We start from the raw sequence: 16,401 nt of genomic DNA on the forward strand, positions 1-16,401 counted from the left end.
AATAGAATCCAATGTACTCTGAGAGTATAAGTATAAATTTAAGCGTCAGAGCTGTCTTTTTTTATTCATAATTGACAGAGAAAGTGGATAAGAATATAATAAAAATGCATGTTTCATAAGAACGGAAGAAAAGGTAAAACATATTGCAGGGAAAATAGAATGGAAAAAGAGAGCGAAGTATATCAGTTTCCGGAAATGAACCTGATTGCAGGATGCGGAGCGGAAAAAATAATTCAAAAGATTTACAATTCTTCTTTAGGCAGCAGATTGCTCCTCAAAAATGATAAATATTTGAATAAGGAATGGTATCGGGAAAATTTAGTGAATTATCTCGAATTTTTTTCTCCGGAAGAAGGATTTGCAGATACCGTCAAGGAACTGGAGGGACTTTTTTTTATGGAGGCTTCTGAATGGGAGCAGGAAAATGATCCTGAGAAGAGCCAAGAGAAACTGCAGTCTGATCTGGAGAAGAAGCAAGAAGAATTACAGTCTGATCTGGGGCAGAGGCAAGAAGAATTACAGTCTGATCTGAATCAGAAACAAGGAGAACTGCAGGTAGTACTGTATCAGAAACAGGAAACAATATGGCAGATAGGGGACAAAAATCCCAGGGTTCATTTGAAAATCATGGAATGGCCTTTTCAGATTCCCTTTGAACTGGAATTGATCCCCTATGCGGGAAAGGCAGTTCAGGTGAAAGAAAAAGAGCTGGAAAGCAGATTTTCCGAAGAAAATATTACTTATTGCATGTTTTCCGAAGAAGAATACCTGTCCAGAAGTTTTTATAAAATGTTGGAACATCTGGAATTAATTAATCTCATGTCCTGGTACAAAGAAAGTTATGATATTCTGACGGGGCAGATGGTAAGTGGAAGAAGGGTATCTGAGAGTTTCGGACAGCTTCTTTTGGATAATAATATTCCTCTGCTGAAAGAACGTTTGGAAATTGTTGACAGTTTCAAAAATTACAGGTATATGGAGAAAAGATGGAAAAATTACATGAGCCGGTTTTTCCCAGAACAGACGCGGACGCAGGATAAACCGCAGTCTGTCTTGGAGCCTTTATCAGAAAATCCAATGGATCTCCATATGTTAGAAAAAGAAGAAATCGACGGTAACCTGCAGGAGGAGATCCGCGAGGATGAAAGTGATTGTCCTGAATGGAGCCAGGTAATAGAGCTTCTTGTGAGGTTTTTTACTCCGATATTTGATATGGTTTTGAGAAATGAATTATTTATCGGAGACTGGATGCCGCAGATTGGAAGGTACTTAGATTAAACAAGAGGAAATGAAAAATACAATATTGCAAGGCAGGAGGCTGCATACAGGAGAATATTTTAAGAAAAAGGGAGATTGTTTATGAATATTAATTCATTATTAAAGACAGTGGATGATCTGGTGTGGGGACTTCCGCTGATTGTACTGATTCTTTTAGTAGGCTTTTTTTTGACGGTACGGCTGCGGGGACTTCAGATCCGCCGTCTTCCACTGGCAATCCGCAATTTAATTTCAGATGAATCTGCCGGGGAAGAGGGAGAAGTGTCCGGATTCGGAGCTCTTTGCACTGCATTGTCCGCTACCATTGGAACCGGAAATATTGTAGGCGTTGCCACAGCTATTGTTGCCGGCGGGCCAGGGGCTTTGTTTTGGATGGTAATGGCAGCAGTATTGGGTACGGTTACAAAATATGCTGAATGCCTGCTGGCTATTAAATTCCGTGTCGTGGCAGAGGACGGGCATATTTTGGGAGGACCTTTTTATTACATAGAACGGGGAATGGGAAAGAACTGGAAATGGCTTGGAAAGCTGTTTGCTTTCTTTGGAATCGGAGCAGGAGTTCTTGGAATCGGTACTTTTACTCAAATTAATGGAATTACCAGTGCAGTAAACAACTTCTTTGATCCGGAGAACCAGTGGAGTATAAATCTGCTGGGAAGAGAGTATTCCTGGACAGTGATCATTGCAGGCATTATTCTGACACTCTGTGTAGCCCTGGTGCTGATCGGAGGACTTCAGAGGATTGCGGGCGTGGCCCAGGTGCTGGTTCCTTTTATGGCTGCTACTTATATTACAGCGGCTGCATTGATTCTTATCTTTCATTTCAAAGAAATTCCGGCAGCTTTTGTTACCATTGTACAGAGTGCATTTGGGTTGAGGGCAGCAGCGGGAGGTGCACTGGGAGCTATGCTGCTTGCTATGCAAAAAGGCGTGGCAAGAGGAATTTTTTCCAATGAAGCGGGTTTAGGAAGCGCGCCTATTGCTGCCGCTGCAGTTCAAACGGATGAACCTGCCTCCCAGGGCTTGGTATCCATGCTGGGAACAGTCATTGATACTGTGATTATTTGTACCATGACAGGGCTTACCATTGTAATTACCGGTACCTGGAATATAGGCCTGGAGGGTGTGAATGTAACTACGAAAGCATTTCAGATTGGGCTGCCTTTTGCTCCGGCGGTTTCTTCCTTTATTCTGATGTGCTGTCTGGTATGCTTTGCATTTACAACAATCCTTGGCTGGGATTACTACAGCGAAAAATGTCTGGAATACCTTACCAATGGAAATCAAAAGGCAGTGAAAATATACCGCCGGATTTATATTTTATGTATTTTGGCAGCGCCCTTTATGACTGTTTCTGCGGTATGGACCATTGCAGATATTTTTAACGGATTGATGGCAATTCCTAATCTGATTGCGATTATTGCTTTGAGCGGTGTGGTTGCTGCGGAAACAAAGCAATATTTGAAAAAAATTGATGGCAAAGCATAAATTGTCCTATTATGCCAGTGAGATTCTTATATAGCTTGTGTTGGGAAGGGCAACCCTGTATTTGAGCCCGTATCCAAAGAAAGTTCACTGCAGCAGAGATAATTCTACATAATTTGCGCAAGAATAACGCTGGCAATAGTTCCGACTAATGTGGTAAAAAGCGCACCGGCCAGGGTATATCGGGTTTTCTGTACCTTGGCGGTCATAAAATAAATACTCATGGTATAGAAAATGGTTTCTGTACAGCTCATCATAATGGAAGTTATGGTTCCGAAATAGGAATCCGGCCCAAATTCCTTGAAAATATCCAGCACCAGCCCTGTGGCTGCGGAAGAGGAAAACATTTTTACAATGGAAACCGGCACCAGCTCCGCCGGAAAATGCAGAGGTTCGGTGAGTATTCCAAGGGCTGAGGAGAGCAGATCCAGAAAACCGGAAGCCCGCAGGATGCCTACTCCTACCATCAGTCCAATGAGGGTAGGCATGATGCCAATGACTGTCTGGAATCCGTCTTTGGCGCCTTTGATAAAATCATCATATACATTGTGATGGCTTAAAAGTCCATATCCCACAATAGAAAAAATTAAAAGTGGGATCATGGCATCTGATAAAAAGAGGAGGATTTTCAATGAAAAATACCTCCTTTTTTCTTTTTCGGCAAACCAGTCTGAGATGCTTCGCGGCGAGAAAGATTCTTGTTATAGAGCCCTTGCCTTTTTTCCGGCAGGGCATACATAAATTTAGCAAATACAATGCCGGCCAGTGTGGAAAAAAAGGTGGCAATCATGGCCGGTCCCAGAATGGCTGCAGGATTGGCAGAACCGTACTGGCTGCGGTACGGTTGTGTCAAGTTAAGACTAAAAAATTCCTTATCTTTTTTGCCATCTGCTATTCCATAATGTCTTTTATCTTCCATTTTATTTCAACCCTGCCGTCATCATACACCTCAATCCGTTCAATCAGTTCGTCTGCCAGTTCTTTTGTCAAGTTCTGTACTCCTGCAAGCATCGTCAATCCACTCTTTTGTTCCATCTGCTTTTGGACAGAAACTCTATCAGACAAACATCGGCTTAACTGTTCCAATTCTTTCTGATATTCTGACTCTTCTGAATTCCTTTCCTCCTTCCCCTTAATGTATTCCTCTTTCGTGATTTTTCCATCTTTCCATTGATGGTATAGCTCTAAACGGCTAATTCTGCAATGTTTTGTCTTTATCTCTAAAATACGTTTTTTTTCTTGTATACCTGAAATGGCTGACAGTATCTCTATCCGCTCACCCTGCATCGCTTTTTCTTTCTCACAGCATACCACTATCATCTTCTGCAGTATATCCCAGACAATATGTTCCAACAGCTCAGATTCGATTCGTATATGTGAGCCGCAGCTATCTCCCATCCTGCAATAATAGTACGGCTTCTTTATGGATGCTTTAAAGCACATTCCGTATCCACAGCATCCGCATTTTATTTTCCCCCTTAATGGGGAAGGATTTTTGTTTTCCTTACGGCCTTTCCGTTTTTTTCTTGTAGAGATTGCTTTTTGAGCTTTTTGAAATACATCCTTTTCAATTAATTTTTCATGATGGTTTTCTAATTTCACATATTCAGATTCATGTACCTTTTTTACAACTCCCGGCTTAACCGTGAATAATTTATGACTCACAAATGTCCCTATATAAACTTCGTTTTGAATAATAAGAGCAATCTGGGATGAAGTCCATAGATTTCTCTTATCATTTTTCATCTGGTATCGAATTTTTTCATGTTTTCTTTTATATGCCCCCGGCGTAGGTATGTCTCTTTCATTTAGTATATCCGCAATCTTAGTCGTTGTGTTTCCATCCACGGCAAGAGTGAAAATCTGTCTTACAACCTGTGCGGCCTCTGGATCAGGGATAAAATCTGTTTTTTTGCTGTTTCCATTACCCCTTATATAGCCAAATGGAACACCGCCTCCACTATAATCACCTTGTTTCTGCATCAATTCTTTTGTAGATTTTATTTTTTTCGATAGATCCCGGCTATATAAATCATGTATAAGATTTTTAAGCCCTATCTCAATCCCGGCAGGATTTTTGAAACTGTCAAAATTGTCAACAATGGAAATAAACCGGACTCCCAGGAACGGAAAAATCTGCTCGATATAGTCCCCTGTTTCGATATAATTTCTTCCAAATCTGGACAGATCTTTCACGACAACACATTGAATCCTGTTTTCCCTTATCTCTTTTAAAAGCATCTGTACTCCGGGACGGTTGAAGCTCACCCCGGAAACGCCGTCGTCTGCAAATTCTTTCAGCAGATGTATGGATAGTTCCTCGTGTTTTTCTACATAAGATTCAATTAATTTCCTTTGATTTTCAATGCTGTTGCTTTCCTTTTTTCCTTCTCCCAAATCTTCATCATCATCAGATATTCTCATGTACCCAGCTATGTATCTGTCATCCACGGATTCCACCTTCTTCCCGATCTGAAATCTGCATCTCTCTACACCATTTTTCTAACAGATCAGCATAAGTACATTTTATTACTATCTGTTCCGGGGATTCAACGATTATTTTTTCGATCAGAATATTTAAAATTTCTAAAGGAATCTTTTTATCTTCTGCCTGTAAATTTTCTTTCAGGCAGATATTTAAAGTTTCTATAGCTTTTTCTTCTGCTTCATTTTTTCCTCCTATATTTTTTATTTCTATTTCATAGGATAGCTGTTTTTGGGCAAGCTGTTTCTTTTCATATTCAAAATCTTCCGGTTCAAGCGACCCTTCTTTCATATCCACATAAAGCTCCCGGCGTTTTCTTTTTATACTCTGGATTTTTTGCATTAACTCTTGTTTATGCATATCCCTATTCTGTTTATCGGCCTCAACACCATGTATAGTGCCTGTCATGCTTTTTTCTCGTCCGGCCCATTGATCAGACAGGATTCCATATAATTGCATCTGCTGATTGATTACTTCATTCACTGTTTCCATTAATGGTATTTCGTATATAGAAGCCTGTACACATTCTGTATCCAAAAACCTTCTCCTTGAATCACAATAATAGTAATATCTTCTCACTCCGTCTGTAACCCTGCTTCTTCGGAACATCTTTTGTCCGCACTGTCCGCAATAAACTTTTTTCCGGAGACAATTTTCCTCCTGTGGGATATCTGCATTTGCGTTCATTCGCTCACAATACATTTTATGACTTTTTTCTGCCATAGCTGCCGCAACGTCAAATTCTCTCTGTGTTATAAGCGGAATATGCGTATTTTCTGAAATGATCCAATCTGCTTTCGGCAGACGCTGTTTTTTCCCATTATTTCTGAAATGGCTCCCCTGTGATTTGCCCTGAACCAAATGCCCCAAATATACGGGATTGGTTAAAATTCCAGATACATGCTCCGCCCGCCACTTTGAATGACCGCTCCGCTTAAAAGACTGGAATCCATTCATAAAACGATATAATCCTGGTGAGGGTATCGCAAGCTCATTGAGATAATTGGCAATTCTCGTACACCCATTTCCCTGGATGCGCCATTCAAATATTTTTTTCACTACATCAGCCGCTTCTGGATCTACTGTCAGTTTCCTTTTATTGGCGTCATCTCCTTTATATCCATAGGGATATACCCCACTGGTATATTCTCCATTTTCCTGCATTACCTTTTTTGCCTGTAAAATCTTCCGGGAAATGTCTTTTGCATAATAGTCATTTACAATATTAGTCAAAGAATTCATCAGCATATTGCTCTCAAACGGCTGCTTTCTGCTGTCAAAATTATCATTCACCGAAATAATCCTTACCCCTAAGAACGGAAATATTTTTTCGAGATAATTTCCGACTTCAATATAATCTCTCCCGATACGGGAGAAATCCTTAAAAACCAGACAGTCAACCGCCCCTGTTTTTACATCTTCAATCAGTTCTTTCCATCCTACCCTGTCAAAATTAGTCCCTGTTGTGCCATTGTCCACATAGATATTCACCAATTGGAAATCACTTTCATTCTTTTTTACATACTCTTCTAAATAAGAAATCTGGTTTTGTATGGAATCTCTTTCAGCATTTCCATTATCCTCTACAGATAATCTCACATAAATGCCCGTTTTACTTTTGGAAGCTGATACCTCTGGCATAACAGGAAATGTATTCTGCATCTTTTTTCTACTTTTTCTTGCCATCTGCCCCACCTCCAATATCTGTATGCGGCTCAAAGTTTTCCGTGCTTTCCAAGTATCTGCATACTTCTTCGTACTCTGACTGAAATTTAAAAATAACCTCTATCCTATCCTTATCGTATATCCGAATCTCTTCTACAATTTTCAGGAGAATCTTCCTGGTCAGTTTTGGAAAGCCTCTACACTCTATAAACTGGTTTACCCACTGCACTTTATCCCTTTTTGTTTTGGCCAACTCTTCAATCTCTTCCTGAAGAGTTTCAATTTCTTTTTCTAAAATATGAATTTCATCGCGGAAGGATTCTTTTAATTCCCGATATTCTCCTTTCGTTATAACGCCATCTTTGAAATCTGTATAGACTTCCGTAGTATAATGACGTTTTTTTTCAATCTGCCGTTCCTTTTCCAGGATATGATCCTGCAATTTTTCGGCGAGATACCCGGTATAGGGGGTTTTTTGCGCTGTATCTAGCATTTTACTTAGTTCAAATATATGCTCAATGTGGAGGTTGATAATCTCTAAAATCGTCTTTTCAAACTTTTTTAAAGACAGTCCCTTATGAAAGGTACAGCTTTTGTTATTTTTATTTTCAACACATACAAGATATACATAGTTTTTCCCATTTGAAGGCACTGTTTTTCTGGTCATATTACCCCCGCAATGCCCACATTTGGCGATTCCCGAAAATAGATATAGTGTTTCCTCGTCCGGGGCAACCCTTGTATCCTCTTCGGATGTTCTTCTTACCATACCAAAATCCTCTGCAGAAATGATCGCTTCATGGCAGTTCTCACACCGAACCCAATCCTTTTCCGCTTTTTTGATGCGTTTCCTGACTTTATAGCTGGGAGATGATGTCTTGCCCTGCACAAGCACTCCTGTATATATCTCGTTTCCAAGTATACGGTTTACGCTGTTTGCCATCCATTTTGAATCTGACCGTTTCTGAAATTCACAATGAAGCGGTTCACCATTCATATGCTTGTACTCAATCGGCGTTGGTATTCCTAATTCATTCAATTTATCTGCAATCCTGGCACTGCTCATGCCATCAATCTTCCATTTGAAAATCTGGCGTACCACGGAAGCAGCTTTTTCATCAATGACAAGCTGATTTTTATTCTGTTCGGACTTCTTATATCCGTAAGGGGCAAATGGGCTGATATATTGCCCGTTCTCCCGCTTCATATTCAGATGGCTGCGTACTTTAATGGAAATATCCTTGCAATATGCATCATTGATCAAATTTTTAAAGGGAATCAGTAATTCATCTGACGCACTCGCTGCAGATGCTGTATCAATGTTATCGTTAATCGCTATAAACCGGACTCCAAGATAAGGGAATATCTTTTCGATATACCGCCCTGCTTCGATATAGTTTCGGCCAAATCTGGAGAGATCCTTGACAATTACACAGTTCACCTTGCCAGACTTTATATCCTCCAGCATAGCTTGAAAAGAGGGACGCTCAAAATTCACGCCTGTATAGCCGTCATCCACCCGTTCTTTATAAATTTGAATATCGGAATGCACTTTAAGAAACTCCCTCACGAGAGCTTTTTGATTTACAATGCTGTCGCTTTCCGCCTTATCCCCATCTTCTTTTGACAAACGGTAATAAGCGTCAGCAGTATAGATGCCGTTTAGAATTGTATCCATATCATCACCTCAAATAGTTTAAATTGACTTCTTAAACTATTTGGGCTTTATTTAGTCCGCTTATAGTATAGCACATTGGAATAAACAAATCTACATTTTCTTAAATAATCATAATCCGATACCATAATTTCCCCTTTCCTTTGATATTTATAATGAAAGAAAATAACTGTCCAGTTTCTCTTCCAATGTTTTTTCGTTTTTATTATATTTCATTTTGACAATGATTCCATTGCATACAAAACAGTATGGGTTTCTGATCTGCTGGAAAAATTCTGAGATTCTTTCCTGCTTTCCTTTCTCCATATCTATGGTAACGTCTTTTATATCAATCAATGATTCTTTGGAAATCGTGCTAATATCAGTTTCCGCCATATTTCGTAATGTGTGTATATCCATATGTTTTTCCCTTTCCATGCTCTTTTCAATATATTATAAATGACATGTCCAATATTCGTTAAATACATAGAAACATCCTGCAGGCGGCTGTCAGGAAACAGCGCCATTTGCCATAACATACGAAACAGACAGCCAGCGGCAGGTCTTCCGTAGAAATTGCAATCTTTTCAGACCGGATCAGCTTATATCCGGAAGTATCATTATCAGAAACAGCATCATCGCCGCAAAGTCCCTGTCTCTTTGCCAGTAATCAAATAGTTATCGCTCGTACCTTTACTTCAATGCCCGAATCAACATTCCATCGTTTTAATCCAAAAAATACTACACTGGGGTATTTTACCGGATATTTCTTAATACCTGCCACTTTGCGACATCGTGTCGCAAAGCGGCGGATACAGATAGTCATGGCGTATTCATTAAATAGCTCAACTGCTTCATACATCCTGCAGGATTCACCATATGAAATTGTCAAGGTGCGTATAAAAAGCGAATATCAAGCCGACAGAAAGGGATGACTGCTTGTTTCGTTTATCGTATCAGCTTAAAATTCAATATTGTCATGAGCAGTTTTGACTGTAAACGCTGGCGCAGCGTTTCATCCACACAATAATGAACATTTCCGAATTTGTCTTTCATCTTCCGGACAGATAAACTTGTTATATATCCTTCATAGTGGTTCAAAACTTTGTGAATTGCCAGAATATCGCCTTCCGCAGCTGCCTTAATGACACAAAAAGGCAGCAATCTTGTATCTTCATTGTTTTTTCTTTTTGTTTTCATTGCTACGTTCCTCCATCATTTGTTTTAACAATTCGAGCGAGCGTTTCCTATGCTCATTTACCGTACTCCTGTCCAGGTTCAGCTTCCTTGCAATATCGGCATCGCTTAGCCCCTGGAAATACGACAGCATGATTACTTCACGTTTTCTTTCCGTCAGCGCATTTAACGCTTCTGCAAGCAGCATGTCTTTTAGCCGGATGTCATAGCCTAATGCTTGAAAATCGAAATATTCCGCATCATACTCATCAATAACAGAAAGACTTTCTAACTTCTGTTCTGTTAGTTCAGAAAGAACCACTTCATGTTTACTGATATAATCTATATGCCTTGTATAATCTATCAGTTCACCTTTTAATGCCAGCTTGCATTTCCGGTCAAACTGGTGTCTGACAGTTTCCTCGTCTAAGGAAGAAGGTTGCTTCATAGAATTCACCTCCTTCCCGACAAACAGGATCAGAGCTAAGGTCCTTTTTCCCTTTCACTACTATCCCGTATGGGTGATGCCCGATGTTGGGGTCTGGAAGAAAATTTTCAAAAAATTTCTACATATATAAAATACGTCCATATGAGGCAAAACCCATTGGACGTTATTAACTGTAAATTAATTTATTTGCAGGTTTCAATATTTTTGCAGAGGATTTGAATATTTTTCTTTATCTGTAAATTATTTATGGGGACAAAGATTTTTCCTTGCCCCCTCAGCAGACATAATGCAATGTCTATTTATACAGTACAGAACTGTCAGGTCACAATAAACTGTACTATCAAGCCATTATATTTTAAACCTAAATCGTCTAATATATTAAGAAAGGTGGTGAATTTTGTGTGCGCAAAATACCTGATAAATTAAGTGAACTTATTAAAGCGGCTCGTGAAGGTGGATTGATTACCGTTGAATCTTTAGCTGAAAAAATTGGTGTTACTGAACGATATTTGTATCGTATTGAAAATGAGCATAAAAAACCAAGTTATGATGTTTTGTTCAAATTAATTCGGGAACTTGGTCTTGATTCTAATACCATCTTTTATCCTGAAAAAAATTTACAAACCGATGAATATGAATCAATTATGCGTAAATTGTTGGTTTGCGATAAACGTTCTTTATTAATAATCAAAGCCACCATAGAAGCTGCTTTAGAAAGTCAAACAAAATACTAATTTGTTGCAAAAGCATAATAGTTTTTTCTAAATATTATTATGCTTTTGCATATTATTTTGTGTCTAATAGTTTCTTTACATATGTTGATATATCATTTGAATCTATTTCAGATATTCTGACAATTTTATCCTGTGCATCCCGTTCAACAATTAGTGAAACATTTTTCTTATCATCTACATCTCCTTGAATCATTTTCGATCCATTTTCATCATAAAAGACATAGATAGCAGTTTCATTATATTTCCAAATTCCTTGCTTTTCATCATATGAAACCCCATAATTTTGATATTCGTTTAGTGTGTCATCGCCCACTTTGTCATCGCCTTCTTCATGAGCAGTTGCGTCCAAAGATTTTACTAGTTTCATTTCCTCAGTATTTTTGTCAAATTCTTCCTGACTCAATACACTGATTCCTATTAGTTTATATGACGTATCACGATCCACTTTCAAATCTATCTCGCCATTTTCAAACGAAAATCCATTTATGTTGCCTTCTCTATCTTTGACATCTTTAAACCTGCGTACCAGTTTCCCATTATAATAGAATCTTTCTTTATCTTTATCGTAATTAAGACCATAATCCTCGTATTGCCTATACTCACTAATATCAAAATTATTTTTTTCATCATCCGATACACTTTCGTCAAACTCTACTGCTTTACTTTGATCATCAGTTGTCTTTTCGGACTTCGAAATAGTTGTTTTTTCTTCCATTGTTTCTGCTTTGCCACAGCCTAACATTAACAAACCAAATGCCAAAGTTAAGCAAACACTATATACTAGTTTTCTCATATATCAATTCCTCCTGTTATTTTATTATTTTGTACAAAAAACTCACCTGACAGTATTCTTTATTTTGTTCACAAAAGACTACTGCAATAGTCTGCCTGATTAAAGAATAACATATTTCTATTTAATATGCAATATCTTTTTTATTTAGTTTTAATAACATTCTTTTTGAGCCATATACATCTCATAAAATTTTCCTTTCCTTTCTATTAGTTCGTCAAAAGAACCATTTTCAACAATTTGCCCATTTGAAAAAGTTAAAATCCTATCACATACTCGGCAAGCGCTCATTCTATGAGATATTAGTAGTAATGTTTTATCCTTACATAACTCAGCAATATTTTCATATAATTTGTTTTCGATTAAAGGATCTAAACTTGCAGTAGGTTCATCAAGAATAAGAATTTTTGATTCCCTGTTAACCCCTCTGCTAATTGCTAATTTTTGCCATTGACCACCTGATATTTCTGTTCCATTTTCCTCAAGTTGTCCTAATTTAGTTTTTTCTCCTTTTTCAAATGAATTTAAAAGTTCATTTAGCTCCAAGGCTTTTATAAATGGATTATGAAAATTTATTTTTTTCTCTCCTAAAGTTATATTTTCCTCTATCGAAGTTTGATATTTAATATAATTTTGAAAAACACATACTATTTTTTTCATGGACTCTTTGCTAATTTCATTAATATCCACATTGCCTATTCTTATCTTTCCGTCCGATACAGTATATAAGCCTAAAAGTATATTAATAAATGTAGATTTGCCACTGCCATTCTCCCCAACAATAGCAATTTTCTCTCCATCTCTAATTTTAACAGATATATTTTTCAATGCATAATTTAAGGATGCAGGATATTTGTATGTAACATTTTCAAACGAAATACTGTAATTTTCTAACAATTTGTTGCCCCAAATTTTTTCTGGTAATTGCAGAAAGCCTTCCCATTCATCTATTAACCAGGTCACATTCATTATCTCCTTAATAATATTTGTTAAATTTTCAAGTTCCTGTGTAAGTAACTGAAATACATTAACTAATAACAGAATACTGCCTAAACCTATGCTTTGATTATATACCATCCAAAATGTCTCATACATACACCATCCAAAAACTATATATTTTAAAACATTGGTTACTATTTCATAATAGCCATATTTTTTATTTATCTTTAAATATTTGTTTGTAAGTAAATTATTAAGAGATTTGGCCTTTTCATAAAAAAACTTTTCTAACTCAAGCAATTTTACGTCCTTTACATTTTCCCGTCCAAACACAACATTTAAAAAATATTCCTTTTTTCGTTCTTCTGTGAAAAATTCTTTTGCAGTATTAAATTTACATTTGTTCTTTTTACTTCCAAGGTATATTCCAGGAATCGCTGATACTATCACAACAAACGGAAAATAAACTTTCATTTGTCCAAGCATAATTGAGTATATGGATATAGAAATTATATTTGCAACTACTTCAAATAGTGTAGTTATTGCAATAACTGTTTCATCCCCTAACTTTGTATCTATTCTTTCAAGCAAATTGAATACGGTTTCATTTTCAAACTCTTCTATTTTAAGTTTCTTTACTTTTTGGTGAATATGTTCAAATACATTTTCACTAAGTTTATAACTAATTTTTAATAACCAATGATCCTTCAGTGTAGATACAATCTGAAGTATGCTTTGTAATAGCTCATATAGAATTACTACAACAATTATTTTATCTAATTTATGGTGGGAAAAATGTCCTGCATAGTCACCAAATATTTTATATAGCCATGCAACAAGTGGCTCAATAATACCGATGCATAAAATTATTCCTACAATTACACACAAAATTTTAATACTTTTTTTATCAACAATTTTATTCAGCAATTTTATATATTTTCCCATACTCTGCCTCACACATACCATTTTCCTTGTTCATAACAATATCTTTTGAACCATCCATGACTATTAGTTAAAAGTTTTTCATAAGTGCCATTTTCAACAATCTCTCCTTTTTCTAAAAACACTATATTGTCTGCAAATTTTGTAAGACCGATTCTATGTGTAATTATAATTACTGTTTTGTCTTTTAGTAATTCTTGTATTTCTTGAAAAACTGCTCTTTCGGATAAGGGATCCAATGCAGCTGTGGGTTCATCAAACACCACTAAATCCGCTTCCATTAACAATGCTCGTAATATAGATATTTTTTGCCATTCTCCTCCTGATAAATCTATTCCATCTTCATATAAATCAGGCCCCAGATGAGTGTCAAGGCCAGCAGGCAACTCAAATAGAAAATCAAGTCCTCTATTATTTTTACAAAAATCTTCTATTTTATTGTTTTCTATATTAATAACACCGGGTAAAATATTCTCTTTTACTGTTAGATAGAACTTACTAAAATCTTGAAATATTGCCATCTTTTTGTTTGTATTAACTATTATTTTTCCACTTGTTGGTTCTAATAAGCCCATTACAATTTTAGCCAATGTACTTTTCCCAGAACCATTTCTGCCTACTATTGCAATTTTTTCTTTATCATGTATAGTCAAATCTATATTTTTCAAAACACATTTATCAGAATTATAGCTGTAACAGATATTTTGCATTCTGAATCCATTATCTGTTATACAATGCTTTACTTCTTCCATCTCCTTTTCATTCATAATCTGTAACAACGAGATTATATAAGAAAAATCTTCTCGTAAGGAAGTAATATGTCCAACACAAGAGAAAATAGTGCCACAAAATAATTCTTGTGCTTGTATTACTAAAATTACAATATCAGCTGTGATTGTTTGATTGTACAGTTGCAAAAACAATATAACTAAAATTGATCCTTCTAAAAAATATAGAAGCATCCCAGTGAAGATATTGATTATCGACCATTTCTTACTGAATTGCAGGTGCTCGTGAATTATACTTCTATAATTTTTTAGCCTCTTACCAATAAGCCATTTATAACAATCATAACTCCTTATTTCTTTAGCATATGTTCTATTTTGTAATAATTCCTTATAATATCTTTCTTTATGTTGTTTTTTATCTTGATTCGCAAATAAATTTACCGTATCTCTGGAATTTAAAATTAATATTGTATTTTGCAAAACACTCATTATTATAAAATAAATTAAATAGAATGGACTAATGCCAGAAAGAACCACACCTAAACTTCCAATTGTTATTAATAAAGAAATTAAGGAAAATATTTGTCTAATATAATCTGCTATTTTTTCGTCAATAGCCCTTCTAGTACGTTCTAATCGAACTAAAAACTCTGACTCGTCATATTTTAAAATGGAAAGCCTATGCAATTTATCACAAACCTGTTTATAGAATGTTAAAAATATTTGTGCCTGTAATCTAAGTCCTAGAATTTCTGTTAAAGAGGGGGCTGTTTTTTTTAGTATCTCTATAACTCCCCAAATACAAATGAAAAAAATTAATCGTTCGCTATCAGGCTGTTGCACAAGCTTCACTATCTTTTGAGTAATAACTACATTTGCCGTTTGTAATATTCCCAAAATCGATTGAAATAAAAATATTCCTACAATAACAAACAAATTACTCTTTAATAGCATCCTAATACACCAGCCTGCTTGCTTTCTTTTTTTAATTGAATCGTTTCTTGCAAACATATTTCTCTAAGCCTCCTTCCTACTTTTTAAGTAATACATTCACTTTAGGTTTAACTAACCAAACATTTTTCGAATAATCCACCCCGATGCAAGTATGTGTGGTATCCTGCCCTAACTTTCCTTTTTAGAACGCTGCGAGTAGCGGGGAATTAGACCTTCGAAGGAATAAAGAATAATACAGATAGTATTACATTGTCTGTCCGGTCAGAGGAACTTGAATCGCTTATGTCTGCTTTGAAGATTCTACTTGTTGTACCAATGACACTAATCAAGCCTGCCTTGCATTGTTTATGTGACAAGGCCGTGATAAATCTCATTGGTGCAAGCATAGACCATTTAGGCAAAATTAAGCTGGTTTCCAATTTGTGAATATTCTTGTGGCTCGAAATCACGAATCCAGAAATTTGGAAATCGGAGTTCCGGTACTCGGAAATCGCCTTTTTTGTGCTTGATTAAGTGTTCATTTCTATAGGAATATTAGTCAAGGCCTTGCCGCATCTGCGGTGCGTAGCAGCCTTTACGAATATTTCTGTAGAAATTATCATTCGGTATGCACAAAAGCGAATCTAAAAAGTGATTTCCATATCGCCGGACAGCTGATGGAAACTCCTCTGGAATATTCAATTTGTCGGAATTGTAGTTTCTTCTGGCAAGAATATTCAATAAAGCATATACTTTTTATGCCTTTCGAAGATAATAACCAATTTTCTTGCATTTTATAGGCCATTTTCTACTATTTACATTCTTTTTCTCATATATTATAATTATAGTGATATTTTTCATTATCTAAAAAGAAAATGGAACTCCCATGTGAAAGTTCCATTTTACATTTAATTGGGCTATTAAAGAGTCAACAATAAGGTAACTTTGTATTTAGTTTTCAGTTGGCGAAAGTATGACTAATTGCGGTAGTTGGACTTATCGCCGGGTATTTTATACCCCTTTTACTTACCAAGATGTACATTTGAATTTTTTCTTGCAGGTATATCCATTACAAGAGAAACCTGATTTACAAGTAAAATTTGATGTACAAGCTCTGGGTTCGATAGCTGCTACTTCGGCTTTT

At 36.4% G+C, this 16,401-nt stretch carries 14 protein-coding genes; 3 read left to right on the forward strand and 11 right to left on the reverse strand.

Going from position 1 to position 16,401, the window contains the following annotated elements:
- The first annotated feature begins 159 nt into the window (after nucleotides 1–159).
- Both E5329_RS16710 and E5329_RS16715 read left to right on the forward strand, forming a co-directional pair.
- Nucleotides 160–1,278, forward strand: a complete 1,119-nt coding sequence (locus tag E5329_RS16710; RefSeq protein ID WP_135990614.1) for a hypothetical protein — start codon at nucleotides 160–162, stop codon at nucleotides 1,276–1,278.
- Nucleotides 1,279–1,353: 75 nt separating this feature from the next.
- Nucleotides 1,354–2,766: an alanine/glycine:cation symporter family protein gene (locus E5329_RS16715; protein ID WP_456320032.1), complete on the forward strand. Its 1,413-nt coding sequence runs from the start codon at nucleotides 1,354–1,356 to the stop codon at nucleotides 2,764–2,766.
- A gap of 104 nt (nucleotides 2,767–2,870) precedes the next feature.
- Here E5329_RS16715 and E5329_RS16720 read toward each other — a convergent pair whose 3' ends face one another.
- From E5329_RS16720 to E5329_RS16755, 8 genes are all read right to left on the reverse strand, one after another.
- Nucleotides 2,871–3,395: a spore maturation protein gene (locus E5329_RS16720; RefSeq protein ID WP_135990616.1), complete on the reverse strand. Its 525-nt coding sequence runs from the start codon at nucleotides 3,393–3,395 to the stop codon at nucleotides 2,871–2,873.
- Entirely contained in the window at nucleotides 3,392–3,682 is a 291-nt protein-coding gene (locus E5329_RS16725; protein ID WP_330572228.1) for a hypothetical protein, read from the reverse strand. Before E5329_RS16725 ends, E5329_RS16720 begins: the two co-directional genes overlap by 4 nt.
- The gene (locus E5329_RS16730) at nucleotides 3,655–5,214 is read right to left on the reverse strand and encodes a recombinase family protein (protein WP_135975736.1); all 1,560 of its coding nucleotides are present in this window, start codon (nucleotides 5,212–5,214) and stop codon (nucleotides 3,655–3,657) included. Before E5329_RS16730 ends, E5329_RS16725 begins: the two co-directional genes overlap by 28 nt.
- Entirely contained in the window at nucleotides 5,207–6,934 is a 1,728-nt protein-coding gene (locus tag E5329_RS16735; RefSeq protein ID WP_135975735.1) for a recombinase family protein, read from the reverse strand. The genes E5329_RS16730 and E5329_RS16735 overlap by 8 nt, the downstream gene beginning before the upstream one ends.
- Nucleotides 6,918–8,591, reverse strand: coding sequence for a recombinase family protein (locus E5329_RS16740; protein ID WP_135975734.1), 1,674 nt, complete (start codon nucleotides 8,589–8,591; stop codon nucleotides 6,918–6,920). Before E5329_RS16740 ends, E5329_RS16735 begins: the two co-directional genes overlap by 17 nt.
- 147 nt (nucleotides 8,592–8,738) lie before the next feature.
- A complete protein-coding gene (locus tag E5329_RS16745) occupies nucleotides 8,739–8,987 on the reverse strand; it encodes a DUF6870 family protein (protein ID WP_135975733.1) in 249 nt (82 codons plus the stop codon).
- A gap of 528 nt (nucleotides 8,988–9,515) precedes the next feature.
- On the reverse strand, nucleotides 9,516–9,767 hold the full coding sequence (locus E5329_RS16750; RefSeq protein WP_135975732.1) for a helix-turn-helix domain-containing protein: 252 nt from the start codon (nucleotides 9,765–9,767) through the stop codon (nucleotides 9,516–9,518).
- A complete protein-coding gene (locus E5329_RS16755; protein ID WP_135975731.1) occupies nucleotides 9,742–10,191 on the reverse strand; it encodes a sigma-70 family RNA polymerase sigma factor in 450 nt (149 codons plus the stop codon). The genes E5329_RS16750 and E5329_RS16755 overlap by 26 nt, the downstream gene beginning before the upstream one ends.
- A gap of 401 nt (nucleotides 10,192–10,592) precedes the next feature.
- On the opposite strand from E5329_RS16755, the gene E5329_RS16760 reads away from it, so the two are divergent.
- Nucleotides 10,593–10,925 carry a helix-turn-helix domain-containing protein gene (locus E5329_RS16760; protein ID WP_135975730.1) on the forward strand — a complete coding sequence of 111 codons (333 nt, stop codon included), beginning with the start codon at nucleotides 10,593–10,595 and terminating at the stop codon, nucleotides 10,923–10,925.
- A gap of 52 nt (nucleotides 10,926–10,977) precedes the next feature.
- On the opposite strand, the gene E5329_RS16765 is transcribed toward E5329_RS16760, so the two are convergent.
- The 3 genes from E5329_RS16765 to E5329_RS16775 all read right to left on the reverse strand — a co-directional run bounded on the left by E5329_RS16765 (nucleotide 10,978) and on the right by E5329_RS16775 (nucleotide 15,335).
- Nucleotides 10,978–11,718: a hypothetical protein gene (locus tag E5329_RS16765; protein ID WP_135975729.1), complete on the reverse strand. Its 741-nt coding sequence runs from the start codon at nucleotides 11,716–11,718 to the stop codon at nucleotides 10,978–10,980.
- A gap of 150 nt (nucleotides 11,719–11,868) precedes the next feature.
- Entirely contained in the window at nucleotides 11,869–13,599 is a 1,731-nt protein-coding gene (locus E5329_RS16770) for an ABC transporter ATP-binding protein (protein ID WP_168354768.1), read from the reverse strand.
- Between the two features lie 8 nt (nucleotides 13,600–13,607).
- On the reverse strand, nucleotides 13,608–15,335 hold the full coding sequence (locus E5329_RS16775; protein ID WP_135975727.1) for an ABC transporter ATP-binding protein: 1,728 nt from the start codon (nucleotides 15,333–15,335) through the stop codon (nucleotides 13,608–13,610).
- Nucleotides 15,336–16,401: the final 1,066 nt, after the last annotated feature.

Source organism: Petralouisia muris (assembly GCF_004793545.1).
Classification (GTDB): domain Bacteria; phylum Bacillota; class Clostridia; order Lachnospirales; family Lachnospiraceae; genus Petralouisia; species Petralouisia muris.